The sequence below is a fragment of the Anabaena sp. WFMT genome, from assembly GCF_051781005.1.
Classification (GTDB): Bacteria; Cyanobacteriota; Cyanobacteriia; order Cyanobacteriales; family Nostocaceae; genus Anabaena.
The window spans coordinates 19,084-44,101 of sequence record NZ_JBPWOA010000054.1 but is presented as its reverse complement, the minus strand read 5'-3'; the positions used below and the strand labels follow the sequence as shown (position 1 = coordinate 44,101).

General features: G+C 37.6%; 20 protein-coding genes and 2 pseudogenes. 9 read left to right on the top strand and 13 right to left on the bottom strand.

The window, feature by feature from the left end; all coding sequences use genetic code 11:
* Nucleotides 1-47: 47 nt before the first annotated feature.
* The 3 genes from ACSQ6I_RS26500 to ACSQ6I_RS26490 form a co-directional block, all read right to left on the bottom strand.
* On the bottom strand, nucleotides 48-605 hold the full coding sequence (locus ACSQ6I_RS26500) for a hypothetical protein (RefSeq protein ID WP_438893197.1): 558 nt from the start codon (nucleotides 603-605) through the stop codon (nucleotides 48-50).
* 27 nt (nucleotides 606-632) lie between these two features.
* Complete coding sequence (locus ACSQ6I_RS26495) at nucleotides 633-2,243, bottom strand: helix-turn-helix domain-containing protein (protein ID WP_015364284.1); 1,611 nt, start codon at nucleotides 2,241-2,243, stop codon at nucleotides 633-635.
* A gap of 325 nt (nucleotides 2,244-2,568) precedes the next feature.
* Nucleotides 2,569-3,738 carry a hypothetical protein gene (locus ACSQ6I_RS26490; protein ID WP_015364283.1) on the bottom strand — a complete coding sequence of 390 codons (1,170 nt, stop codon included), beginning with the start codon at nucleotides 3,736-3,738 and terminating at the stop codon, nucleotides 2,569-2,571.
* A 1,008-nt stretch (nucleotides 3,739-4,746) separates the two neighbouring features.
* Here ACSQ6I_RS26490 and ACSQ6I_RS26485 point away from each other — a divergent pair.
* On the top strand, nucleotides 4,747-5,175 hold the full coding sequence (locus ACSQ6I_RS26485) for a helix-turn-helix domain-containing protein (protein ID WP_015364282.1): 429 nt from the start codon (nucleotides 4,747-4,749) through the stop codon (nucleotides 5,173-5,175).
* A 552-nt stretch (nucleotides 5,176-5,727) separates the two neighbouring features.
* Nucleotides 5,728-6,423 (top strand): response regulator transcription factor, encoded by a 696-nt coding sequence (locus ACSQ6I_RS26480; protein ID WP_015364281.1) that lies wholly within the window; start codon nucleotides 5,728-5,730, stop codon nucleotides 6,421-6,423.
* On the opposite strand, the gene ACSQ6I_RS26475 is transcribed toward ACSQ6I_RS26480, so the two are convergent.
* The 4 genes and pseudogenes from ACSQ6I_RS26475 to ACSQ6I_RS26460 all read right to left on the bottom strand — a co-directional run.
* Nucleotides 6,412-7,065, bottom strand: a complete 654-nt coding sequence (locus tag ACSQ6I_RS26475; RefSeq protein ID WP_015364280.1) for a DUF6753 family protein — start codon at nucleotides 7,063-7,065, stop codon at nucleotides 6,412-6,414. The two genes, ACSQ6I_RS26480 and ACSQ6I_RS26475, sit on opposite strands and share 12 nt — an antisense overlap.
* A gap of 550 nt (nucleotides 7,066-7,615) precedes the next feature.
* Entirely contained in the window at nucleotides 7,616-8,422 is an 807-nt protein-coding gene (locus ACSQ6I_RS26470; RefSeq protein WP_015364279.1) for a hypothetical protein, read from the bottom strand.
* Nucleotides 8,394-9,194, bottom strand: coding sequence for a nucleotide-binding protein (locus ACSQ6I_RS26465; RefSeq protein ID WP_015364278.1), 801 nt, complete (start codon nucleotides 9,192-9,194; stop codon nucleotides 8,394-8,396). The genes ACSQ6I_RS26470 and ACSQ6I_RS26465 overlap by 29 nt, the downstream gene beginning before the upstream one ends.
* Before the next feature lie 452 nt (nucleotides 9,195-9,646).
* Nucleotides 9,647-10,360, bottom strand: a pseudogene (locus ACSQ6I_RS26460) (P-type ATPase); the annotation flags it as partial.
* A 74-nt stretch (nucleotides 10,361-10,434) separates the two neighbouring features.
* Between ACSQ6I_RS26460 and ACSQ6I_RS26455 the strand changes: the two are divergent.
* Nucleotides 10,435-11,763, top strand: coding sequence for an IS701 family transposase (locus ACSQ6I_RS26455; RefSeq protein WP_438893195.1), 1,329 nt, complete (start codon nucleotides 10,435-10,437; stop codon nucleotides 11,761-11,763).
* 68 nt (nucleotides 11,764-11,831) lie between these two features.
* On the opposite strand, the gene ACSQ6I_RS26450 is transcribed toward ACSQ6I_RS26455, so the two are convergent.
* From ACSQ6I_RS26450 to ACSQ6I_RS26440, 3 genes and pseudogenes are all read right to left on the bottom strand, one after another.
* Nucleotides 11,832-12,709, bottom strand: a protein-coding gene (locus ACSQ6I_RS26450) for an IS630 family transposase (protein ID WP_438893196.1) whose coding sequence is annotated in 2 segments (ribosomal slippage) — nucleotides 11,832-12,377 and nucleotides 12,380-12,709 — 876 coding nt in all. Because the reading frame shifts where the segments join, the coding sequence is not laid out codon by codon here.
* Nucleotides 12,710-12,825: 116 nt separating this feature from the next.
* Nucleotides 12,826-14,154 (bottom strand): IS701 family transposase, encoded by a 1,329-nt coding sequence (locus ACSQ6I_RS26445; protein ID WP_438893195.1) that lies wholly within the window; start codon nucleotides 14,152-14,154, stop codon nucleotides 12,826-12,828.
* A gap of 73 nt (nucleotides 14,155-14,227) precedes the next feature.
* Nucleotides 14,228-14,365 (bottom strand): annotated as a pseudogene (locus ACSQ6I_RS26440) (heavy-metal-associated domain-containing protein); the annotation flags it as partial.
* Nucleotides 14,366-15,019: 654 nt separating this feature from the next.
* Here ACSQ6I_RS26440 and ACSQ6I_RS26435 point away from each other — a divergent pair.
* Together ACSQ6I_RS26435 and ACSQ6I_RS26430 are read left to right on the top strand one after the other, a co-directional pair.
* Nucleotides 15,020-15,745, top strand: coding sequence for a DUF305 domain-containing protein (locus tag ACSQ6I_RS26435; RefSeq protein WP_438893194.1), 726 nt, complete (start codon nucleotides 15,020-15,022; stop codon nucleotides 15,743-15,745).
* A 313-nt stretch (nucleotides 15,746-16,058) separates the two neighbouring features.
* Entirely contained in the window at nucleotides 16,059-17,450 is a 1,392-nt protein-coding gene (locus tag ACSQ6I_RS26430; protein WP_438893193.1) for an MFS transporter, read from the top strand.
* 59 nt (nucleotides 17,451-17,509) lie between these two features.
* Here ACSQ6I_RS26430 and ACSQ6I_RS26425 read toward each other — a convergent pair whose 3' ends face one another.
* Nucleotides 17,510-18,865, bottom strand: coding sequence for a mechanosensitive ion channel family protein (locus ACSQ6I_RS26425; protein WP_438893192.1), 1,356 nt, complete (start codon nucleotides 18,863-18,865; stop codon nucleotides 17,510-17,512).
* 458 nt (nucleotides 18,866-19,323) lie between these two features.
* On the opposite strand from ACSQ6I_RS26425, the gene ACSQ6I_RS26420 reads away from it, so the two are divergent.
* The 4 genes from ACSQ6I_RS26420 (at nucleotide 19,324) to ACSQ6I_RS26405 (ending at nucleotide 23,370) form a co-directional block, all read left to right on the top strand.
* Nucleotides 19,324-20,523, top strand: coding sequence for an MFS transporter (locus ACSQ6I_RS26420; RefSeq protein WP_438893191.1), 1,200 nt, complete (start codon nucleotides 19,324-19,326; stop codon nucleotides 20,521-20,523).
* Nucleotides 20,524-20,632: 109 nt separating this feature from the next.
* The gene (locus ACSQ6I_RS26415) at nucleotides 20,633-21,376 is read left to right on the top strand and encodes a COG4705 family protein (RefSeq protein WP_438893190.1); all 744 of its coding nucleotides are present in this window, start codon (nucleotides 20,633-20,635) and stop codon (nucleotides 21,374-21,376) included.
* A gap of 59 nt (nucleotides 21,377-21,435) precedes the next feature.
* Entirely contained in the window at nucleotides 21,436-22,110 is a 675-nt protein-coding gene (locus ACSQ6I_RS26410; RefSeq protein WP_029631080.1) for a response regulator transcription factor, read from the top strand.
* Between the two features lie 15 nt (nucleotides 22,111-22,125).
* Entirely contained in the window at nucleotides 22,126-23,370 is a 1,245-nt protein-coding gene (locus tag ACSQ6I_RS26405; RefSeq protein WP_438893189.1) for an ATP-binding protein, read from the top strand.
* Here ACSQ6I_RS26405 and ACSQ6I_RS26400 read toward each other — a convergent pair.
* Together ACSQ6I_RS26400 and ACSQ6I_RS26395 are read right to left on the bottom strand one after the other, a co-directional pair.
* Nucleotides 23,367-23,810, bottom strand: a complete 444-nt coding sequence (locus ACSQ6I_RS26400) for a DUF2127 domain-containing protein (RefSeq protein ID WP_438893188.1) — start codon at nucleotides 23,808-23,810, stop codon at nucleotides 23,367-23,369. The genes ACSQ6I_RS26405 and ACSQ6I_RS26400 overlap by 4 nt on opposite strands.
* A 132-nt stretch (nucleotides 23,811-23,942) precedes the next feature.
* Nucleotides 23,943-24,485 (bottom strand): PepSY domain-containing protein, encoded by a 543-nt coding sequence (locus ACSQ6I_RS26395; protein ID WP_438893187.1) that lies wholly within the window; start codon nucleotides 24,483-24,485, stop codon nucleotides 23,943-23,945.
* Nucleotides 24,486-25,018: the final 533 nt, after the last annotated feature.

Below are 25,018 nucleotides of genomic sequence, written 5' to 3'. Positions count from 1 at the left end.
CTTGATAAGACTACTATACTTGAATATGTAAAGTTTTGTAACAACATTCAACATTTCTGATAATAATTGTTCAAATCAATAAATATTTCTGCCCCTACCAACTTTAAAAACTTCCAAATATCTCCAGTTGTCACAGCACCATAAACAGTTTTAATTTCATTACCTTCCTGTTCATTAAACAACTGTGCTGCTAACATTGCTGCTGCACATTGACCCAAACTACCCTTAATATTTTCATTTTTAGCTTCTACAATAATTACTATAGGAGCATTAATTGTTAACTGTTCCTTAGAACGACTGATAACAAAATCACAATAACCATTTAAACCCTTCTCAATATCAACATTAAAATCTGTACCAGAAAATAAACTAATTTGATAATTAGCTTTACGCCTAACTTCTAACAAAATTGGCGCAATAATCATTTCTGAGCGTGCTTTTTCCGTATTTATTGCTAATGCGAGTTCTGTAGTTTCTTCCAAAGTGCTGGTTAACTTTTCACTGAGTTCTATAGGTTCTACAGCAGCAAATAAATCAATTTCTTCCTTAATTGTAATATGAAAATTATTCCTAAACTTAGTTAAGCTAAAATCGCTATAAGCCATTGCTATTACCTCATGATTCTCAACAGCTTATCTAAAATTTAAAACCTCTTTAATTATAGCAGTATACTTTTCAGGAATAGGTGCATCTTTACCCTTGGTCTCAATATCCCTGACCCAGCTTTGACTCATACCTACAGCATTAGCAAAATCTCTTTGACTCATTTTTTTAGCTGTTCTCATTTGTTTAACCAAGTTGCCAGTTATTTCCTTGATAACAGGTATATTCCTAATTGTTACTTTACCATTACTTACTCCCGAAGTTTTAGCTATGCTAGAATTATTTATGACAACATCAACCTGACTTTGTGTTTTTACACCAGCTTTATTAGATTTTGTGTAAAATTTTGTATTTTTTTGATTTTTTACTGATTTATTATTATTTATCTGTGAAGAAGGTAACTTAAAACTTAACTTAGCAGGTAATAAAATATTTTGAATATAATTATCTGGTAACTTTTTCTTTCCCAGTAACTTTTGATTTCTTTCTTGAGGCGATAAATGAGCTAGTTCTTCTGGTATTGCCCACAAAGGTCTTAACCACATTGGGTAGGTTTGATCATCAAACTCAATCATCATATTAACTTTATCTTTTAATAGCAGAAAAGCTTCTTCTAAATCTTCTCTCAATCGCCAACCATACCGATAATCACTGACTGCTTTTTCAATTTGAGAACCTGGTAAGATATTACTCAATAAATTATGAATTGTGTAAGTACCATTTTTATGAGCGCGATTATTTTGAATAATATATAAAGCAAGTTCAAAAGCTAGTTTATGTTTATGTGCATCTAAATCAAAGACTTGCTTAGGCATAAACCCACATTGATAGAGTGCAGTTTTTGATTTTTCTCCTTCAGCATTGAGAAAATTATAAGTCCAAAGTCCAGGCTGTACACGAATGATAACTTCTAATAAATCTTCTGGTTCTTGAAATAAATTCGGTTGACTATATTCCTGTACACTGACCATCCACAGTAAACAACGTTCTTTAATACTAAGATTTAAATCGCCTTCGTACCATTGAATTACCGCTCCTAAAGTACCAACTACCATAGCCAAATCTGCTATAGCTTTGAGTTTTTGTGATTTACTGAGTTTTTTACTTTTATATATTTGCAGTGTCTTAATTAGTTCTGAACCACGCAGGATAAAAGGCTGTTTCCAAGGTTCTTTTTGTTGTGTGGCATAAGTAGCAAATACTGCGTGTAATCTAGCAGCCATTACACCGTACTTTTCCAGAATTTGATGTTCCGCACCATCCAAGATATATTGTGGTTGATGTGCTTGTTGGTGAAGTATGTAGAACTCAATATAACGACCTTTACCAAATTCTTTTGAGAAGTAAAGCTTGCCATCAGTATACTTATTCCAATCAGGTTGTTTAAGGTATGCTTGGGTAGCACTAATAATTGGCGCACTTGTTGCTGTCATCTCGTAGTTGTTGTTTATAAATAGCGGTTGTTCTGTGAAAGGAAGGTTTTTAGGTTTTCTGAGTTGCTTAGTAGTTGTTGGTATTTGTGGATTAGCAATAGTGCCAGTTCCAGTTTTGCGTGTAGCATCTGCTGGGTAAGGTATTGCTAATTGATAGCCTGATAATTCAGGTTTTGGATATCTTCTATTATTCTCTCTTACTGACACCAAAACTGTCCTCCCCCAAATTACCAAATGTTGACCTGATTAGAAGTTTCATTTCGCTGTAGATACTGTTAAAACTCAGAAATGTTGATTTTCATAAGCACAAGATTTATAGGCATATAAAGTAAACCTATATACCTTTAAATTTGTTATTTATTAATAAATGGCTACTTTTTAAAAAGTGATACTTAAAAGCCTTTTGCAACAACTAATGTTGATTGATCTTGGTTAAGCTATGGCTACACTATTCAAGCTATCAAGAGTTTTTATTTTGATTTTCTACTGCTATCTGCCTCAGATATTGTCTCTTGGCTTAAAACCCTGAATATTAAGCAACTTCTGAAACTCCAGTACCTACGAAATTTTCATCAATATCTGTATTTTGCTTTTTATTCTCGTGTGAAAGCTTTTCTTCTACCAGTTTTGTCAACCAGTCCATAATAGTTAAACCTGAATCTTTAGCAGCATCTTGGAGCATAGGTTGTAACTGTGCTGGAAGTTGTAAAGTCAGGTTAAAAGTTTCTCGTAATGGGATTACATTTTTTCTGACTTGAGAAGATTCTCCAAAACGGTAAGTCCAGTATTCGCATTCTGCACCCCGTTGGTTGCCGTCTTTCTCAACAAAGCTTAATTTACCCAGGCGATCGCAATAAAAACTTTGGTGATCATCTTTTATCAACTCTTGACTAGAATGACGGCAATTCCAGCAACTACGGTTTAATGATTGCTCAGAATTATCAGTTGATTGGTGTTGTTGTTCAAAAGAATGCTTTTGCCTAGATTTATTTGCTGAGTTCTCTCGGTGGTACTCTCTTGCTACTTGGGCAACGTGAGCAGCTGTGACTTTACTATTGGGGGCTGTAGAAACTGCTTTAGCCCAAGCTTCGCGTTGTTTTTCTGGGGGTAGTGTTACTAAGGGTCTGATTTGGCGTTCGTTCGTAGGCAGAATTTGATTTTGTGATCCATGGGTCACATTTACAAAACTTCGTGATCCACAAGTTAGAGTTTCAGGATTTTGTGATCCATGGATCACATTTACAAAACTTTGTGATCCACGGGTCACATTTTCATAAACCAATGCAGCTTGTATCAAGCGATAAGCAGACCGTCGGGACATTTCCCAACGGTTCAGGCAATATTCATCAAAGGTTTTGTAACTTTGCCGATAAAGCTGTTTATCTCGAATTTGACCCAAAGATTGTCCGATGTCCCAAAAAGCTCTTAAACCCTTTTCAATTCTGTCCTCTAATCTACCTAGTTCGACTGTTATGGCTTCGCCACGCAGGCTATCACCTTCATTTAGATGATCCGCGCTGTTTGATAGGTATTGATTAGCTGCCTGATTTTGTTCAGAGTTCGTCTCTAACCCTATTGGCTCAATATCTTCGGCAACAGTAAGATTTTGTGTATCCAAAAAAGTGGTAGAATTAGAAGATAACCCTGCTTGGTTCTCTCCTCCATTCATAGAGACTCGATTTAAGTCTGTTGTGTACGTCATAACTTTAGATTTGAGAGTGATGACACTTTGTTTATTGATAGATGCTTTCTCAAGTAGATTTTGTTACTTGCCCCCTGCAATATTAATAATCTTGCACAGCGCAATATAAGTTGCATCTAAATTTATAATTTCTTAACAATTGATGTTGACTAAGATGGCACTAGGTCTCCCACTAAAACAGATGCAATAACCATTTCTAGTCGATGCAGTTCAAGTTTTCATATAGCGGACTGGAGTTTTATAAAATATGCTTATATATACTATAATATTTACTGAGAAAGGCTTTGTCTTTATTCACTCAATCGCACACTGCCATAATCCTCTTTTATCAACATTAGATAAATTAATGAAGTTGCGTTATTTTAGCCAACGAAGAATTAAGGTTTTACCCTACTTTGACCGAAGAGGGATAAGTACGTAAAGTATGGAAAATTTCGTAATTGCTCAATAATTTAGGGCAAAAATGATTGTTCACTCCCCCCTCTAAAATTGTTGAACCCCTTGATTTATTGTTGAAGATAGGTGAAGAGAGCGAGCTAATGGGTAAATAGCTCAAGAAAAACCTCAAAAGACGCAAAATCGTTACCGATACGGTAGTTCTTCCCTAATTATTGAGCTAATACAAAATTTTAACTTCTTACCTAATAAGGGTGATAAAATGTATTTCTTAGGAACAGCCCAACTAGAATTGAGTAGTTAGGCACAATTTAATAAAAAACCTCTCTTCAAACCTTTATCTTGTGATATAAGGAGCTTTCACTTCCTTTTCAAGGAGTCGGAGGGTTAGGTTTGTCATATTTTTTATCGCTTATTTACTTACAACACCTGTTAGGGATGAAAGAAACATATCGTGTTCTTATAATGATTTACCTGTTACCTGTTTGATTAGAACATTATTTGTCTTCACCAATCCTATCAATTAAGTAAAACGTGCGATAAAAATAAACTGTTGTACTTGTTGAAAAAGCAAAAGTAAATTTTATAACTGGTAGAACCAGGTTTTCTACTATGCAAAAACGTCATAAACGATTAGTCGAGTTAATTGAACATTTATTAAAAGAAGGCTGGACTCAAACAACTTTATCTGTAGAAATCGGTGTTGATTTTTCAACTGTATATAGATGGTTGAAAGGTAAAGCTATTCCCGAAACTGACTCTAAAAATTTCTTGCGTTTAGCAAAATTGAGTGGTGGTGATAGTGAAACTCTGGAACAATACTTAGAAGGTTATATATCTCTATCTACTTACCTTCAAAATTTTGATTTGGACAAAAACTCATTAAATACTGTTACAACCAGCAATAAATATCCTGTTGAACAAATTAAGAAGGAAGTCATGGCACGAATTTATACCCTAGATCCAGTAGATATTGCTGATATAATCAACACAAGTGTAAAATTTTTAGCAGAAAGTAGCAAACCAGCTATAAGAGCATAAGCTAATTATTAATAGTATAGCTTGTGCTGTTAATTGTACCACTACCAAAAGATATAAAAAAGGTATAAAAATTTTATAACCCGGAATTTGATGTCAAGTTCCATTTGCTAAGTTGTGGTTTTATATTGGTATGTCCAGTATTGTAAAATACCCAAAATAACTTGGCTGTATTTTATCCTGTTCTGCCCAGGTAAAGGTACAAAGATTGATTTTTATTAGGTAATTTCTCTCTAATCTTTATATAAATGCCATTCAAAAAAATAGCACCCAAGATATAGAGGGCTAATCTAGCCCTTACCTAGAGAAATTTAATAAAATTCAATCTTTTGGATGTTGTTTTTCTATCTTTATTTTGATATGGAAATTATTTAAATTTTTTCTTTCTGATAATTATTAAATACACCATAGAGTTTACTCTATGGGTAAATCTTAAGAAAATATTAAATTAATATATTTGTCATCTATCTAACTTAATAGATAAGTTAGCATTTCTAAATATCATCATTAATACTGCCAAATCAGAAGAAACCGCAAACATAGTAGGTGAACAACATGATAAAAACAGTAATTATCGATGACCATGAGTTGAGTAGATATGGTATCAATGTGTTACTTACGGCTGCTCATGATATCGAGATTTGTGGGGAAGCTGAAACAGCATCAGAAGGACTCAAACTAATAAAAACTTATACTCCACACATAGCTCTTGTTAATCTGCATCTTCAAGATGATAGTGGTATTGAAGTCGTAAAACGAATTAAACAAGTATCATCAATCACTAAAATAGTGATTTTTAATGCTCAAGCTATGGAAGACTCTGTTAGAGAAGCTTTCGCAGCAGGTACAGATTCATATTGCACAAGGACGATAGCTAAAGAAAAGTTAGCAGAAGCTATTTATGTGACACACAAAGGAGGAAATTGGTTAGATTCTGCGATCGCTAAAATATTAATTCAAAATTTGCAACTTCAACAATTAGTAGTTACTCCCAGTCTGAAAATAAAACGAGTGTGCCGGCAATATTCGCTTAGTTCTAGGGAATTAGAGATTTTGCAAATGATTGCTATTGGTGATAGAAATAATCAAATTGCCAACAAACTTTTTTTGAGTGTAGGTACTGTGAGGTCTCATGTCCATCGCATTCTAACTAAACTCGATTGTCAAAACCGCGCTCAAGCTGCTACAAAAGCAATTGTAGAGGGACTGATAGATAGTCCAGAAACAAATCAAATCAGTTTAACGGCTTGATTTTGATTTTTGATTTAATTGATCTAGATAACGTTGTCGCTCGTCATTATTCACAACCCAAATCATACATCTGCCTTTTAATTGAGCTTTTTTGGCTCGACAAACACTCAAATCAAAATCGTTCCATTTCATAATTTGACGAGCAAATTCTCCGTCTTTTGACTTAGCCCAATTCAAAGTTTCTTGTTCTTCTCCAGTTAAGCGAACTGGTTCTGTTAACCCTTTACCTCTCCAAATAAAAAATATATTACCAGCCAGCATAACAACACCAAACATACCAAATAATACCAGACCAGTGGCTATTAAAGGACTAAAGACGGATCTAGATTTTTTTTGCTCGGTTTTACTCAACAAGGTTGATGCTGCTTTGGCGATCGCACTTTTTTGTTGAACAATGGCTACACTTGATGCTTTATCAAGTTTGTCATCTATTTCCGTTGTCCAACCTTCGACTACTGTATTAAGTTTACCGGGAATGTCTTCCATTAAGACCTCAAATTTACCCAGGGAACTTAATACCAAAAACAATGGGTCTTTAGGATTGATACCAGAACGTCTCACTACATCGAGAACTTTCTGTTTAAAATGATCTGATTGTCCTGCTAATGTTGTATCTAAAGAAGCTTCTACAGGGGTGTTCATAAGTTCATGTTCCTTTTTTTATGTTTCTTGATGGAGATGATATAGTAATCAAACCTGATTCCTATATGTCAGTTTTTTATTGTGCTGGAATTTTCTAACATGATTTCATTCTGAGTTTTAATTAAAAAGTAAGAATTCAGGAGTTAGAAACTAGAACTTTTGAAAAGTAATAAGTCACTAATATAGAAAAGTTGGTTTTTTCAAAAAAAATGAAAGATAACTCTAATACCAATTTTGGGCGAGGTTGAACACAATGGGAAATACATTAATTCATTGATCTTTATCTGTGTTTATCGGTGGCCAGTTATTCTTGAATTTTTGTTCTATTCAGCTTCATATTAATTGGGTAGAAATCCTAAAATCGTTCTAAATTATGATTTTTATACGCATAATCTTATTCCCAATTATCCCCGATTTTGAATACAGTAATTTTCTCAACTATCTCGTACACAAATAAATCACAAATAAATTCTATAACCCTTTGTCCATAAGTTTTTGGTGATTTAGGTGTGGTACTTTAAAAAGAAAAGTGCTGTATTTAGAACAAAACTTAAAAATCGCTATTTAATTGATTTTGTAAATCTACTGTTGATGTAATGTTCAATAAACCCAATAATTCCCTAATATGTTTATTATTCTTAATTTGTTCACTAAATTCTTCCATCCAGTTAAAGACACGAGAACGGTTCATAAAATCTATTTCAGAGTTTTGGATGGCATAGTTATAAGGTGAATCCAGAGATTCTAATAATTCATAAGTATCTCTCCATAACTTTCCCAAATATAATTCATTGTTTCCACTTGCTTGGATACCCTGTTGAATATTAGAACCATCATAGTAAGGAAATTCGTCACCAAAATACAGATTTTTGATAATGATGTAGTCTGCTTTATTTTCATAACAATTAAAAAGTTCTTGTAGATAATCTGTACAATCTCTCCGATAAGAAATTGGATGTACAAAGGTGATACGATAACCTAATTGAGCAATTGCATCCCACAGCATGACTTCTTCCGCAAATTGTCGGAATTCTTCAAAACTTTGTCCAGGTAAATCACTCAGAGCTACTTGCACATCAGAAAAAGTCTCTAAATCAATTAATAATTGGTCTGCACCACCTTGAGTTAAGGGCAATTGAGCAATAGGTAATAACAGCTGATAAGCATACAATTTATTGCGATTACCACTGTAGTAAACTCTGAAATTTAGTTTTGATTCTAGATAAAGTTCAATCAACAATCGTGCTATAGTTGACTTACCTACCCTAGCATCACCAACTGTCATTACTAGTCGTTTAGGATTAGGGATAATTCCTGGATTATTTTGGCTATGCGGCTTGATCTGTGATGACTGCATTTTCTTTTATCCCCAATAATTCATTAGCATTCAACACGCTTTGCTCAAATTCTTTCAACCAAGCTGAAACACGAGATTTAATGACAATGTTGGCTTGTTTATCTTCTAAGACTTCACTAAAAGTCAAGTTTTTTTCATCAATATAGTCATAGGGTTTGAAAAACAAATCTGGCATTTTAATTTCTACCGCACCATCTGCCAAAAGTGTGGTGCGAGTATCGGAATTGTCATAGCGTTCAAACTTATCAGCTTCACCGTGAAACAGATTTTTTACAACTACATAATCAACGCGATCGCCACAGTATTTGTGAAGAATTCGTAATATATTCACTGAGTCTTTTACCCTTGATAGTACACTTACCATAGTGACTTTGTATCCTAAGCCTTTGACAGCATCAAATACACCCAAGTCTTTCTCAAAATTCTCAAAAAACAGACCTGACTGAGCAGGTAAATCTACTAATACCAATGGGGGAAGTTCTTTTTCTAAATCTATTAGTAAGTCATCTGCACCACCTCTTGTAAAAATATCAAGTAGCTTGACTCCAGGTTGTGCGGAGTCGTAGTGTCTATATAATTGGGCATTGCGATGATCTGAATCATAAGCCAAATATTTTAGCTGTTTGTTGATATATAAATGTAGTAGTCCTCTTGCAAATGTGGATTTACCTACACCTCCTTTATCACCGGTGATAATTACTATTCTTCCTGTTTTCTGAGTGGTATTTTCTACTGTTTGTTCATCTATTTCGACCTGCTTATTCTCACTCATTGTCTTTTTATTCCTTTTCTTAGTCATAAACCATGAATTGAAGTCAGCTATAGAAAAAAGCAAATAGCATATAATTAAATAACAAGATTTACTATTTGTCTACTTTAAATCCTCATCAAATCCATCAAACTCTGTTTTTGTTATCCTATTTATTTTCTATGTTCTATTCTTACATCTCATCCTTCAAACAACAAACCATTATTTGATGTAAGATAATACACATTTTGATATATTTTTAATTGTAATCACAGGCGTTCGAGTAGCATCCATGTAAGAACTGACTTGTCCTAATTATGAAGTATCGGTTTATAACGTCCGACAAGAACAGGAGAAAGCCCAGAGTATGGAATTGGAGTCCTGCTACGTAGAGCTACTGAGTTCTCAGTTTTAGATAATTGAGTTTCTATACTGACAAATTTTGTTTTTGGCTCAGCTTGCACTGTGGCTGTAGAATCAATTGTGGATGTCCCGTCAACTACTTCGCCATCAACGGGAATTTTCTCGCCAGGACGAACCAGTATCACATCTCCAATCTGTACTTCTTCAATCGGTACATCTATTTCTCGTCCATTCCGAATTAACCTTGCAGTTTTCGCTTGCAAACCAATCAACTTACGGATAGCTTCTGAAGTTTGTCCTTTAGCGCGATTTTCAAATAGTCTGCCTAGTAAAATCAGGGTAATGACAACAGCAGCAGTTTCATAATATACATCTGGTGTTAACCCCTGATTGATGAAAAAGCTAGGAAATAATGTGGGAAATAGCGAATAAAAATATGCTGCACTTGTACCCAAAGCGATTAGGGTATCCATTGTGGCAGCATAACGTTTTAAAGCTTTCCATCCATTAGTGTAGAAGGAGTAACCACACCAGAATTGTACTGGGGTAGTAAGTATCAACTGTACCCAAGGATTATGTAGCCATACTGGGATAAAGGGTAAGTGCAATCCTGTCATCATAGGCAGTGAACCTATAACCAACACAGTGCTAATGATGCCTCCCACCGCCACCTTTCGCATTAAATCGCGGGATTCTCTTAAGCGATGTCTTTTCTCCACATCATCTTCTCCCGTCATCAGGTTTTGTTTTTGGAGTGGGTAGGCAGAATAACCTGCTGCATCTACCGCTTCTTGAATGGCTTCTAAATCAGTTCTTCTAGGGTCATATCCCTCTTCTGTCACTTTCCGAGAATAAAGAATATAATGGTTAGAAGAAAAAACTCTACAAGGTAGGTAGAGCAATGGATGTAGAATTACAAATCCTCAAACATTTACGTCGAGATGCCCACCCGACAGTGGGAGTCATAGATGAATATTGTGAGGAGTACAGAGACATATTCAAAGAAGTAAGAAATTATGAGTGCTTCAAATATTTACATTTAGGAATAATCTCAACACTCAAAAGAAAATCATTACCAGAGATAGCAAGAGTAGTAAGCATAAACTCAGCCCAATCATTACACCATTTTATCGCCAATTCAGAGTGGTCAGTAGAGAAATTCAGAAGTCGAAGATTAAAGAAAATCAAAAGAGCATTAGATGGAAAAGCAATTACCGTAGTCATTGATGAAACAGGAGATAGGAAAAAAGGTAAAAAAACTGATTATGTAGCCAGACAATATTTAGGAAGTGTGGGGAAAATAGATAACGGGATAGTTTCAGTCAATGCCTACGGAGTTTACGATAACATAACATTTCCGCTACTATTCAAAGTATTCAAACCGCAAGGAACGCTAAAAGCAGAGGACAAATATAAGACCAAGATAGAATTAGCGACAGAAATAATTACAGAATTAATGGAGTTGGGCTTGAATATTGAATTAGTATTGGCAGACAGTTTATATGGCGAGAGTAGTCAATTTATAAGAAAATTAGCAGCATATAACTTAGCTTATGTGGTAGCGATTAGAAGTAATCATGCAGTCTGGTTGCCAGACAATCAGAGGGTTAGGGCGAATAAGTGGTGTAAATTTACCAGAACATTTAGCAACCAAAAATCAGAGACTAGATATATCCGCGAAATAGTTTATGGTAAGAGAAGGGATATAACTTATTGGGAATTAACCACAGACCCAGACACAATGCCGGAAAATTCTACTTCCTTTGTCATGACCAATCTCAAAGGTAAGCTCAAGAAAACTGTGGGTGACCTCTATGGCTTGAGAACATGGGTAGAATATGGTTTTCGTCAGTGTAAACAGGAATTAGGTTGGACAGATTATCGATTTACCAGTTTCCAGCATATTGAGAGATGGTGGGAAATTATTTTTTGTGTTTACACCATGATTAGTTTACACTCTCCAACCTTTTTATCCGTCAATCAATCTCATCAACTTCCACCTGACATATCAGAAAACAGTTCAGTTGATTTCACTGTGCATCAACAATGGAATCATCAAACTGGATGGAAGAATACTCTCAATAATTTGCGCTTAATTGTCCAACCACTTTTACTCTTTTGGTTGATTTATCCCTGGCTTGATGTTTTTCCCAATTCCAATTTGTTGTTCGGATTTAACCAACTTATTAGCGCTATGAATGGCTTCAAACCCTTTTATTCCTCTGCATAATTTACTATATTTACTGCTTGTTTATTTCGGAAAGTGACAGAAGAGGGATATAGCCGTAGCCAGATTAATTAGGACGCTGCTTGCTTGAGAACGATTTCCATTACATCACGTAAATTATCCGATGTGGAAAAAAGTTTACGAACCCTGCTTTTTAAAGTTGCCCAACACTTTTCAATCCGATTGAGATCAGGTGAATAAGGCGGTAGGTAAACTAACTGACACCCTGCGTCTTCAATTAATTGAGCAATCCGACCGCCACGATGAAAGGTAGCATTATCAAGAATCACCCACTCACCGGGACGTAGCATCGGAATCAAGCAAGTTTCTAACCAGGTCTCAAACACGGTACGGTTACACGCCCCCTCAATCGTAAATGGCGCAATTAGTTGCCCATCTCGATAGCCAGCAATCATATTGATGCGACCCTTGCGACAACCTGATTTGAGGTCGTAAAAGCGTTCTCCAGCTCTTGAGTATCCGTAACCGTAATTATCGCGTTCATCCATGCCAGACTCATCAACATATACTAGGTGAGGCGCTTTGGGGTTTTCCAGTTGCATTAAGAATGCTGCCCGCTTGGCTTCATCTCGTTGACTATATCCGTATGTTTTTTTTTACGAGTATGTTCTATGTTTTTCAATGCCCTGGAAATTGTGCGTTGGCTAATCTGTCCGTCCCATAGCTGTGCCATTTCACTTTGGGTTTTATCCCCTTGCTCTTTGACAAAGGTGCGAAACTTCTCCCAATCCCTGATTTTTCCCTTCTGCGGCGATGCTTTCCTCTGTTTGGGTTTGACATCTCCCGTTTCGGCTTTGCGCTGACACCACAAGTTAATTGTGTTGCGACTAATATTGAACAGAAGGCTTGCCTCACACTTCTTGAGACCGTCCAACTCTATCGCTTGCATTACCTTTTTCCGGAAATCATCACTATAGGGTTTAGCCATTTAAATGAGGTAGATGCTATCTGGTAACTCTTATAGTTTACGTCCTAATCTTTATGGCTATAGCTATATCCCTCTTCTGTCACTTTCCGAAATAAACAAGCAGTAAATATAGTAAATTATGCAGAGGAATAAAAGGGTTTGAAGCCATTCATAGCGCTAATAAGTTGGTTAAATCCGAACAACAAATTGGAATTGGGAAAAACATCAAGCCAGGGATAAATCAACCAAAAGAGTAAAAGTGGTTGGACAATTAAGCGCAAATTATTGAGAGTATTCTTCCATCCAGTTTGATGATTCCATTGTTGATGCACAGTGAAATCAACTGAACTGTTTTCTGATATGTCAGGTGGAAGTTGATGAGATTGATTGACGGATAAAAAGGTTGGAGAGTGTAAACTAATCATGGTGTAAACACAAAAAATAATTTCCCACCATCTCTCAATATGCTGGAAACTGGTAAATCGATAATCTGTCCAACCTAATTCCTGTTTACACTGACGAAAACCATATTCTACCCATGTTCTCAAGCCATAGAGGTCACCCACAGTTTTCTTGAGCTTACCTTTGAGATTGGTCATGACAAAGGAAGTAGAATTTTCCGGCATTGTGTCTGGGTCTGTGGTTAATTCCCAATAAGTTATATCCCTTCTCTTACCATAAACTATTTCGCGGATATATCTAGTCTCTGATTTTTGGTTGCTAAATGTTCTGGTAAATTTACACCACTTATTCGCCCTAACCCTCTGATTGTCTGGCAACCAGACTGCATGATTACTTCTAATCGCTACCACATAAGCTAAGTTATATGCTGCTAATTTTCTTATAAATTGACTACTCTCGCCATATAAACTGTCTGCCAATACTAATTCAATATTCAAGCCCAACTCCATTAATTCTGTAATTATTTCTGTCGCTAATTCTATCTTGGTCTTATATTTGTCCTCTGCTTTTAGCGTTCCTTGCGGTTTGAATACTTTGAATAGTAGCGGAAATGTTATGTTATCGTAAACTCCGTAGGCATTGACTGAAACTATCCCGTTATCTATTTTCCCCACACTTCCTAAATATTGTCTGGCTACATAATCAGTTTTTTTACCTTTTTTCCTATCTCCTGTTTCATCAATGACTACGGTAATTGCTTTTCCATCTAATGCTCTTTTGATTTTCTTTAATCTTCGACTTCTGAATTTCTCTACTGACCACTCTGAATTGGCGATAAAATGGTGTAATGATTGGGCTGAGTTTATGCTTACTACTCTTGCTATCTCTGGTAATGATTTTCTTTTGAGTGTTGAGATTATTCCTAAATGTAAATATTTGAAGCACTCATAATTTCTTACTTCTTTGAATATGTCTCTGTACTCCTCACAATATTCATCTATGACTCCCACTGTCGGGTGGGCATCTCGACGTAAATGTTTGAGGATTTGTAATTCTACATCCATTGCTCTACCTACCTTGTAGAGTTTTTTCTTCTAACCATTATATTCTTTATTCTCGGAAAGTGACAGAAGAGGGATATTTAACTGTTGCCTGTTCTGCTCCAAAATTCACGATACATTCATTGACACCGGGGACAGAATTAATCGCGTCTTCAATGCTGCTGGCACAAGAGGCACAACTCATGCCGCGCAGTTTGAGTGTGGTATTTTCCATCTGACTACTCCAATGACTAAATGGCGCTAACTAATACCTAACTAATTTCATCTTGAATGCTCCAGTACACTGGAGAGTCAAGGGTCATTGTGAAAATCTTTTCAAGCGCATATTAGATACAGCGATAGTAGTGCTTACACTTAGGGAGGTAGATGGTCGAATATGTGGCTCAAATTGCTATCAATACCAGCAGCGAAATAAAGGCAAATACTACATTTTTTCACCCTCTTAAAATTTTTTAGGTTTACTAAAGGCGTGATTGCCTTTGGACTCACCTTAAAGATTTGCGGGTGCGTTAGCGTTCGCGGAGCGTCTCGTAGAGAAGCTCACCGTTGGCGGAGCCTCTCGTAGAGAAGGTATCGCGTCATCCCAATGAGGTAATAAAAATTTCTACCTACTGAGACATAAAGATTTCATGCAGATTTCATATTTATGTGCATTCGTATATCTGTACGACTAGCACCAACCCTTGATTTCATCCTGATTTCATTTTTGGCTGTCAAACTATCTAGTAAGTGCAACAGTCGCTTTGTGAATAACCAGTTATCTGGGCGACTTTATTACCCAAGCAAAAGATAGATCACCTAAATGATTGACTCTCCAGCTAACTAGAGATTTTAGAATGGAATCAGGAAATTATCTTAGATCATCCCTATGCAACTCCTTACTCTGAAAAACAGCTTTTTGACATTTGCTTTAGTAGCGATCGCTTCTTTTTCCAGCAGCGTTTTGACAGCCTGTTCTACACCCACTTCCCAAAACCAAAGCCAAGCACCAAACCCTACTAACACTGCTATCGATACTAGCGATAAGCAACCGATGAACCATGACGGCATGATGAATCAGGGTAGTGGCATGATGAACCACAGCATGGCAATGGATTTGGGCCCAGCCGATGCTAACTATGATTTGCGCTTTATTGATGCGATGATTCCGCACCATCAGGGAGCAACGGTAATGGCGAATGTTGCACAGCAAAAATCGAAACGCCCACAGATCAAAAAGCTAGCAGACGAAATTATCAAAGCACAAAACCAAGAAATTACGCAGATGAAACAGTGGCGTACAACCTGGTATCCCAAAGCAGGAGATAAACCAATGGCTTATGATACCAAAATGGGTCACATGATGGAAATGTCACCTGATCAAATGCAAGCCATGATGATGAACATGGACTTGGGTGCAGCTGATGCAGAATTTGACCTGCGTTTTATTAACGCGATGATTCCTCACCATGAATCAGCTGTAGTTATGGCGAAAGATGCCTTGCAAAAGTCTCAGCGTCCTGAAATCAAAAACTTGGCTCAAGAAATTATCAAAGCCCAAGAATTAGAGATTAATCAAATGAAACAGTGGCGCAAAGCTTGGTATAACAAGTAGTAGTTTAAAGTTTCAATGTATATTGAGAAATGGGTGCAAAGTTTGCCGATGCAATTGAGAATTCTGGATGTCAAAGAAAGCTAGTTTCTCAGTTTTAAATAGCAAAGTACCAAAAGCAGTTTTTGAGCAATGATGGTTGCTACAGGAACATCACAGCTATAACTAAAAAACACTACACTCCTTCGAGAAAACAGCAGAGTGGTGAAAATTGTCTTGGCAAGGCAATTTTCTAAGTTTTGTAAATATGCCCCCTCCCCCCATTTCTGTTAAAATCTTGATATAAAAGACTTGTGTAACTATGCCCCCCTGATAAATGAATACCTTGACATTTTTCCGCAGCTTGAGAAATCCGGTATTTGCAAGGCTGTACACTGCTCAGACCACTAGTTTATTGGGCGATGCACTTACTTGGGTGGGTTTAGCCCTTCTGGCCTTTGAGTTAGCTGGAAAAAATGCTGCGGTTGTGCTTTCAGTAGCTTTGACTCTGCGTGTCACTGCTTTTGTGTTGCTGTCTCCCCTTGCAGGTGCGATCGCAGACCGCCTTGATCGTAAGAAAATCATGGTTGTTACCCATATATTCAGAATGCTAATTGTGGGTATGTTGCCTTTTGTGACGCAGATTTGGCAAGTTTACGTATTAATATTTGCGCTGAACGTCTTTAATGCTTTCTTCACCCCAACTTACCAAGCCACGATTCCATTAGTCACGAGTGAGAATGACTATGCAGGCGCGATCGCTCTTTCGGCTGCTACTTTTCAATTACTTGGTGTACTTGGCCCTGGTATCGCTGGGAGTGTCGCCGCCTTCATTGGTGCGAGACAAGTTTTCTTTTTGGATGCTCTCAGCTTTGCGATCGCGGCAATCCTAATCTTCACCCTACCAGGTCAGCTCGTCGTTGCACAAAATCAACAGCCTTCCAGGACAACACGCCGAACATGGGGAGACATTAAAGACGGTACAACTCGCCTGCTTACAGATGCACCTATCCGTTACGCGCTAGCGATGCAGTTAGTCGCATCAATTGCCGGAGCGCAAATCTTAGTAAATACTGTTGGATATGTTCAAGGTACACTCAAATTGGGAGAAGTGCAGTATGGATGGGTGATGGCGGCTTTTGGGATTGGTGCAACTCTCTGTGCAGTGATTTTTGGTACGTTCAATAGAAGTTTGCCACGTACAACGTTTGTTTTGATTGGTGCAATTTTGATCACATTGGCTTTGTTGCCCGCTAACTACGCAAATTTAGCACCACTGATGCTGTTATGGTTTGTGGCGGGTGCAGGGCAAAGTTTAGTGAACTTACCCACCCAGACATTAATTGCAGACCGCATCCCAGCTGGTGTACAAGGACGAGTTTATGGCGCACACTTTGCCTGGAGTCATCTTTGGTGGGCAATCTCCTACCCTCTTGCCGGTTGGTTGGGAAGTAACTTTGCTGAACGTGAGTTTCTTTACGGTAGTTTAATTGGCTTCATGCTGCTGGTTGTAGTGCAAATTACCCTCTCACCTCAACCGCATGAACACGAACATCTTCACTATCTCAGTGAGCATGAACACAAACACATCCACGATGAACACCATCAGCATGAGCATAATCAGGGGATGGCTGTAGCCGAACCTCACAAACATCTTCACGAACACACGATGATTATCTATCACAACCATCCTCACAAGAGGGACATTCACCATCGCCACAGTCATTGAACTGTTGTTGATAATATTGCGATCGGATATTGGTTAAAACTTATCAGAGGGTTAAGATGTTAAGATGAAGCACTGTCACTATCCTTTAAACCCAATGCTGCTTGCCACCTTTGCGGATGACGCGGCACTAAAATTCTTACATCGGGGTCTGGTAATCCAATATTCGCTTCTTTCAACGCAGCAACTATCGCCTGTCTAACTGCTGATGTCGTAGCTACAAAATCAGAACGCCGCGAATCTGTCCAAAAGCGGGTTTCAACTACAACGTCATCTTGTCCTAAATCTCGTATCCGCACAGAAACCCCCGGCTCATCAAGTACCTCTTGTGTTGCCTGGGCTGCATTTTTTAAAATAGTAACCACTTGTTGCAGGTCGCTATCGTAACCAATGAATAGTTCGACACTGCTACGACGGATAGGTGCAGCTGTGTTGTTAATGATCCGAGAAGTAAACACTTCAGCATTAGGAATTAGTACCACGCGACCATCGTATGTACGAAGTTGGGTAGCACGCAATTCTATACGTTCAACGTTACCTTCGGTTTCGCCAACAACAATTTGATCGCCTAACTCAAAAGGACGTAAGACAAGAATTAGCATACCACTAATAAAGTTGGAGATGATATCCTTGAGGGCAAATCCCAAGGCAAGGCTAGTTAATCCTAATCCAGTAGCCACAGCCTGGGGATCAAAACCAAAAGCATCGAGGGCAACTATCAAGCCGAGTGTCCAAACGGCGTAATATGCAACCTGCTTAATTAGATTTTCAACAGTCAAATCTTCAACGATGTGGCGGAAGATAACTCGCATCAGCCAGCGTATGAATGTGGCTATTGCCCAGAAAAGACCAATTACTAAAATAGCAGCGATCGCACGCGGAATAATTGTGATGGCAGATTCTATCAGTCGCCCAAAAGCAGTCTCTACTGATGCTTGTACTTCTGCTACAAATCGCCCCCAAGGCGAAAGGCGGCGTTGACTTGCTCGTTTAAGAGCAGCATCAATTGCCTGTGACCATTGGATAGCTAGCGCGTCAACGGTTGTTAAATTGTCTTGAGCATCTGTTGTAGTTAGAGTAACAATTGGTACTCCCGCACTAGTAATAACACGCTTTTGCTTATCTTGGGAAGTTTCAATCTGAGGTGGAGAAATTGCTGTTGGATTTTCTAATAACCGATTCATGCGTCGTTCGATTTGCCTTGCTCGATCTGATGCCTTGGTGTTATCCACTGCACTTACTCGGAACAATGCACGACCATCTAGACGTACTGTTACTCGTTCATCTTGCGCTCTCACTGAATTGGGTATAGTTATTGATATCACAACCAAAATGGTGAGTAAAAATACCCAAATTGTGCGAGTCTGTGCTAGTTTGCTCAAGCGATTTGTGATTACTGTCCTGGTTCTTAGCCTCACAATTAAATTACCCTCGCAAACATCCACTTAGCCACAAATCAAAATTTTTGATTTGCCTATTGATAAGATTAATAAATTACTGTTATTGCTTAAAAATAAAGCTATGTGCGATATTTGTCTTCATGCTTGCGAAAGAAACCCTGAAGCTAAAAAGGCATAATAGCTTAACGCATTGGCATATTGTCTGTTTAGCAATTTTTTAACAGTGTGCGTAGGCATAGCCCACCAAAGGTATCGCCTTGCTATTCGGCTGCAAGAACAAACACAACAATTAGAACAACTACAAGCACTACGCCAACCGTAAAAATTGCTCCAAATTGAGATTTCTTGGGGTCGATAGAATTTCATTCCAATTTCATCGTCAAGTGTGATGATGATAAATGCAATTAAATGTGATTTGACAATTACAGCTTTCTCTTAGCACCGAATTGCCAGTCATCAACTCAAAGGTAACAGCAGTGACAACAAAAACTTTTCAAACCATCCCCCGTAATGTCTGGGTTTTGGGATTTGTCAGCTTGTTAACTGATATTAGTTCCGAGATGATTCATTCGGTGTTGCCGTTATTTTTAATTTCGGCATTAGGAGCAAATTTGCTAACAGTTGGGTGGATTGAGGGAATTGCAGAATCAACTGCTTCTGTACTGAAAGTTTTTTCAGGAGCCTTAAGTGATTATTTAGGACAGCGTAAGAAATTAGCTGTTGTTGGTTATGGATTATCTACCTTAGTTAAACCTCTGTTCGCATTGGCAACTAGTCCTGCTTGGGTATTGATGGCTCGTTTTGGCGATCGCGTTGGTAAGGGAATTCGTGTAGCTCCCCGCGATGCAATCGTAGCAGATGTTACCGATAGCGTTAATCGTGGAGCTGCCTATGGTTTGCGGCAATCTTTAGACACCATCGGCGCATTCACTGGGCCACTAGTTGCATTCATCTTGATGTCTTTTTCAGGACAGAACTTTCGTCTAGTTTTCTGGTTAGCGGTGCTTCCCGGTATTTTAGCAGTAGCCCTTTTGGCAACTGGCGTGCGCGAACCTGACAATAGAAATAATCGAAGGCAGAATAATCCTTTACATTGGTCTGCTTTGCAAAGTTTGGGTAAAAGCTACTGGGTGCTAGTTGCGGTTGCACTACTATTTAATCTCGGTAACTCTAGCGATGCTTTTTTATTGCTGCAAGCGCAGCAAGCTGGAGTATCCGCCTCACTAGTACCACTTACTCTAGTTGTAATGAATATAGCTTACTCCCTCAGTGCCTATCCAGTAGGATTGCTATCTGACCGCATTGGTAGATTGGGGCTACTAGTGGGTGGATTTTGTGTATATGCGTTGGCATATTTAGGTTTTGCATTTGTTAATGCTCCTTGGCAGGTGTGGGGACTATTTGCGCTGTATGGGCTGCATCAGGGGATGAGTCAGGGCATATTATTAGCACTGGTAGCAGATAGAGTTCCGTCCCATCTGCGGGGTACTGCTTTTGGGTTAATTAATTTAGCTACTGGTGTAGCACTCTTACCAGCTAGTTTGTTGGGAGGTGTTTTGTGGCAAACAATCAGTCCAAAAGCAACTTTCATCACTGGAAGTATTTTCGCTTTGAGTGCGATCATATTACTGCTGGTATTTGAGGCCGGAAGACGAAAATCAGTAGGTAAAGAGTAAAAATCTTCATTGCCAGCTATCTCTTTCCAAGTTCTTGACTTTTTCTCTCTACGATGAACCTGCAAGTTCAGATAACGTGTTGGTAGTCCAGCAGCAAATAGGAGCAATAATGAACAAAGTTGCAAAAGTCACAATTTTCTTTTGGATTATGAAGATCATTGCCACGACGCTCGGCGAGACGGCAGGTGACTTCATCTCAATGTCTCTTGGGCTGGGGTATTACGTAGCCTTTGCCATAACTTTTGCCATTCTGGCTATTCTCCTGTTTTTTCAAATTCAATCCGACAGATATCGTCCAGCCCTTTACTGGTTGGCCATCATTGCAACAACCACAGCCGGAACTGAAGTTTCAGACCTGATGGATCGATCTTTGGGGCTGGGCTACGCAATGGGATCGCTTATCCTGGTAGCCTGTCTGTTGAGCGTTCTTGCCATCTGGTATTACCGGGATCGAGATTTGAGCGTTTATCCAATCGTGAGGAAAGACGCAGAGACAACGTATTGGCTGGCGATTGTGTTCTCCAACAGTTTGGGAACGGCCTTTGGTGATTTTCTGACAAGCAACTTAGGACTGAGCTATATCCAGGGCGCATTGGTAACAGCCAGCGTCATTGGTGTTGTCATTGCCCTTCACTACGTAACAAAGTTGAACGATGTTCTCCTATTCTGGCTCGCGTTCATCTTCACGCGACCTTTTGGAGCTACCTTCGGGGATTTTCTTACCAAACCGATAAAAAATGGCGGTTTATCACTGCCAAGGGGCTATGCTTCAGCGATCGCCTTTATCCTGCTGGCGATTGTCCTATTCTTTTCCGTGCGAAAGGAGAAAAAAGTGCGTTACCCAATTGAGTGATGCGTTTAAGCAGATAGATGACTATTTTTTGTTAAATACAAAATAAATAGTACAGAAATATGAGAATTTTAATAGTTGAAGATGACGATCGCATTGCTAAACCCTTAGCCGAAGATTTAAAACATCAGCATCATGCTGTTGATATTGCTGGTGATGGAATTGAAGGTTGGGAATACGCCCAAGCAGGTAATTATGATTTAATTTTATTAGATTTAATGTTGCCGCGCTTAGATGGAATCACTCTCTGTAAACGGCTACGTGCTTCTAATTGCAACGCTTTTATTTTGATGTTGACAGCACGAGATACAACCCCAGATAAAATAATTGGACTTGATGCTGGTGCAGATGATTATTTAGTTAAACCATTTGAACTAGAAGAATTAGCAGCACGAATTCGAGCTTTATCTCGAAGGAGTCCAGAAACTCGCCAATTAATTTTAATTCATGGTGAGCTACAACTAGATCCTAGTAATTGTCATGTCACCTATGCAGATAAGCCTTTATCATTAACACATAAAGAATACATGATATTGGAATGTTTTTTGAAAAATCCTACTCAAATTTTGACTCGCTCGGCAATTTTAGATAAATTGTGGGAGTTTGATAAATTATCTGGAGAGGAAACCGTTAAAACTCACATTACAAATTTAAGAAAGAAACTCAGAGCGATAGGAAGTTCAGAAGATTTTATCGAAACTGTCTACGGTGTTGGTTATCGTCTGTGTCCTAAGTGAAGGCAAATTTAACTTATGTTTGAAAAAATTCGCCGTCGTTTACTGTTGTCTTATTTAATCGTATTGTCACTAATCTTAGGTGGATTTGCCGTTGCTGTTCGGATTGTCTTTACCCATAGCCTCCATAAACAACAAACAGAGAAACTTGCTGCATTAGCACAAGTTGCTGCTGCTAATGCAGAGTTTGATAACGGGAGAATTAAAATTGAAAATGACTTACCTCAAGATAAATTATTTGAAAATCATCAAGGATTAAACTGGTTTGATACTAAAGGTAATCTAATCGAAAAACAGGGACGAGATATTTTAAGTTTACCTGTTCATGTAACAGAAGGAGAACAAATTAATACAGTTGGTAGAAATCGTGTCCAGTCTGTCACTTTACCAATTATTAGTAGTGACGATAAACAATTCATTGGGTATGTAAGAGCCAGTCAATCTTTAGAAGAATTTGATGAAACTTTAAATAAATTAGATTTGGGATTAGGTGGTGGAATAGTTGTAGCTTTGATTTTTAGTAGTGTTGGTGGAGTTTGGCTGACTCGTCAAGCGATGCAACCAATTGAAGAAAGCTTTGAACGGTTAAAACAGTTTACTGCTGATGCTTCCCATGAACTCCGCAGTCCTTTAACGGCGATTAAAAGTAATGCAGGGGTAGCACTAAAGTATCCAGAAGGAATGCGAGAAACTGATGCAGAAAAATTTCAGGCTATTTCTAGTGCTACGAACCAAATGACTCGCCTCACTGAAGATTTACTATTTTTAGCTCGTCATGATAATATTCCTAACCGCAGTAAAGAAACTGTTAATGTCAGTTCAATTTTAAATAACTTAGTACAACTGTATCAACCGCAAGCGATCGCTAAACAAATTAATCTGAAAAGCCAATTAACGGAAAAGCTTTATCTATTAGGTGATACAAATCAAATAACACGATTATTTACTAATTTAATTCAAAATGCTATACATTACACACCGTCAGAAGGGATAGTAGAAATCACGGCTAATCGTTCTGCTTCAGACATAGTAGTTAATGTTCAAGATACAGGTGTAGGAATTGCACCAAAAGATTTAGGAAATATTTTTGAACGTTTTTGGCGAGCAGATAAATCACGTTCTTATAATTCTGGTGGTTCTGGTTTAGGATTGGCTATTGCTCAAGCTATTGCTCAAAATCACGGTGGATTAATTACCGTCACAAGTCAATTGGGAATTGGAAGTTGTTTTACAGTGCGTTTACCAGCAAGTTCTCTTAATTAATGTTTATAAAAGTGTTTAACCAAGTACGATAGTACAGCTAGATTAACCATAAAGACTAAAAATTTGAAAATCGTTACCCCTTTAATTAACTCATAGATTTCGGGAGGTATACTAATACCAACTAATCCAATCACTAATATCTTTGCCCAAGTTTTTTCATACCATAAACCGATAGCTTCAATAGCTGTGACAACTGCATATATTGCAGTGGCAATTCCACTAAATTTTAAAGTTTGTGGTTTGATATTAATAATTTTTTCCAGTAACCACTCAATAACTTCGCGTTTCCCTTCCAGTATGTAAGATTCGGAAAAGACCACAAGAGTATCATGTTTTTTTAAAGCTAACAGTAGAACAATAGATGTAGCTGTAAGCAGTAAAGCAACAAAGCCTTTATAAATAACAATTGCTATTAATCCTGGAGGATGCTTCTTAATCATTTAACTTTCCTTACTTGTTACTCCATCGTTTGAGGAATATAAATAAAGGAGATTGTTGAAAATAGATCATTCAACAATCTCGAATTTAGTTATTTATATCTAAACATCACTTAAAACTAGTGATAAATTGCTCTATTTACTGCCTTCATTTGTTTCCTGTTCGTTATTATTCTCTGTAACTTGAATGCTACTCTTGGGACGAGAAGCTTCATTTTCATCACTTTCCTGGTTAGCATTCTCAGTGTAGAGAACCTTACCATTACCAGCGTCAACTTTCACTTCTTTCTGAGCAATTTCTACAGCATAAACTAAGTTACCATCCTCATTTTCGAGTTTTACACTACTAGCTTTAGTACCGACAGAGGTTTCAGCAGCTTGTTTAGCTTGTTCTGCTGTAATTTTAGCTAAAGCTTGTAATTTTTTGTCCTCTTGCTGTTCTTGTTGATCATCATTAGTTTCACCGTCACTTGCTTGAGCTATTTTAGTGTTATGAACACCATTATTCTTAATTTCAGGAGCTTCTGTAGCGTCATTAGCTTCGCCATCTCCGTCACTAGTCTGAGCTACTTGTATACTGTTTTGAAAAGGGGAGGCACTTACGGTTTTTACCACTGCACCAACACCTAAAATACTCATTAAAGCAGTTGTTAAAGCGATTTTTGTTGAAGTTTTCATGTGTGTCAATCTCCATAATTTTTGTTTGTTGAGCAATCCAAAATAATTATGATTATTTGTGTTATTCACACCTGTTTTTGAGTTGCTACAGTTTTACTTTAAATATAAAAAGTCAAGAACTTGGAAAGATTGATTAAGATTATAAAAAATTAGTTTGATAACTGTATCTAACTCTACAAATTAACCACAGTTACCTATTGTAATCATACCGCAGCATCACTTCAATGATTATTAGTAAGGATAAAGATGTGAAAATCAATGAAAAATAAACAAACTCAAAAACTGTATAGTGGTAGCCCTAGTAAGGGAAGATTCAAGAGATAGATTACTAGATTACTTTAAACTAGGTGATTAGAAGCCTAGTTTGAGCAAAGTAACTAAATTTTGTGAAAACCATGAATATAGCCTAAATACAATAGTTGTTCCTAATAACAATCGCCACTAAAAATTTCACCCAAATTTCATGTTGATATGAAACACTAGAAGAAGAGTACTATTAAAACTCCTTAAACTTCTCACGAAAGCAATGTAAC

Excerpts from the sequence above, each read along its gene's own strand:
- ACSQ6I_RS26500 (WP_438893197.1), bottom strand. The coding sequence starts at position 605 with ATGGCTTATAGCGATTTTAGCTTAACTAAGTTTAGGAATAATTTTCAT.
- ACSQ6I_RS26490 (WP_015364283.1), bottom strand. The coding sequence starts at position 3,738 with ATGACGTACACAACAGACTTAAATCGAGTCTCTATGAATGGAGGAGAG.
- ACSQ6I_RS26485 (WP_015364282.1), top strand. The coding sequence starts at position 4,747 with ATGCAAAAACGTCATAAACGATTAGTCGAGTTAATTGAACATTTATTA.
- ACSQ6I_RS26480 (WP_015364281.1), top strand. The coding sequence starts at position 5,728 with ATGATAAAAACAGTAATTATCGATGACCATGAGTTGAGTAGATATGGT.
- ACSQ6I_RS26475 (WP_015364280.1), bottom strand. The coding sequence starts at position 7,065 with ATGAACACCCCTGTAGAAGCTTCTTTAGATACAACATTAGCAGGACAA.
- ACSQ6I_RS26470 (WP_015364279.1), bottom strand. The coding sequence starts at position 8,422 with ATGCAGTCATCACAGATCAAGCCGCATAGCCAAAATAATCCAGGAATT.
- ACSQ6I_RS26465 (WP_015364278.1), bottom strand. The coding sequence starts at position 9,194 with ATGAGTGAGAATAAGCAGGTCGAAATAGATGAACAAACAGTAGAAAAT.
- ACSQ6I_RS26455 (WP_438893195.1), top strand. The coding sequence starts at position 10,435 with ATGGATGTAGAATTACAAATCCTCAAACATTTACGTCGAGATGCCCAC.
- ACSQ6I_RS26445 (WP_438893195.1), bottom strand. The coding sequence starts at position 14,154 with ATGGATGTAGAATTACAAATCCTCAAACATTTACGTCGAGATGCCCAC.
- ACSQ6I_RS26435 (WP_438893194.1), top strand. The coding sequence starts at position 15,020 with ATGCAACTCCTTACTCTGAAAAACAGCTTTTTGACATTTGCTTTAGTA.
- ACSQ6I_RS26430 (WP_438893193.1), top strand. The coding sequence starts at position 16,059 with ATGAATACCTTGACATTTTTCCGCAGCTTGAGAAATCCGGTATTTGCA.
- ACSQ6I_RS26415 (WP_438893190.1), top strand. The coding sequence starts at position 20,633 with ATGAACAAAGTTGCAAAAGTCACAATTTTCTTTTGGATTATGAAGATC.
- ACSQ6I_RS26410 (WP_029631080.1), top strand. The coding sequence starts at position 21,436 with ATGAGAATTTTAATAGTTGAAGATGACGATCGCATTGCTAAACCCTTA.
- ACSQ6I_RS26405 (WP_438893189.1), top strand. The coding sequence starts at position 22,126 with ATGTTTGAAAAAATTCGCCGTCGTTTACTGTTGTCTTATTTAATCGTA.
- ACSQ6I_RS26400 (WP_438893188.1), bottom strand. The coding sequence starts at position 23,810 with ATGATTAAGAAGCATCCTCCAGGATTAATAGCAATTGTTATTTATAAA.
- ACSQ6I_RS26395 (WP_438893187.1), bottom strand. The coding sequence starts at position 24,485 with ATGAAAACTTCAACAAAAATCGCTTTAACAACTGCTTTAATGAGTATT.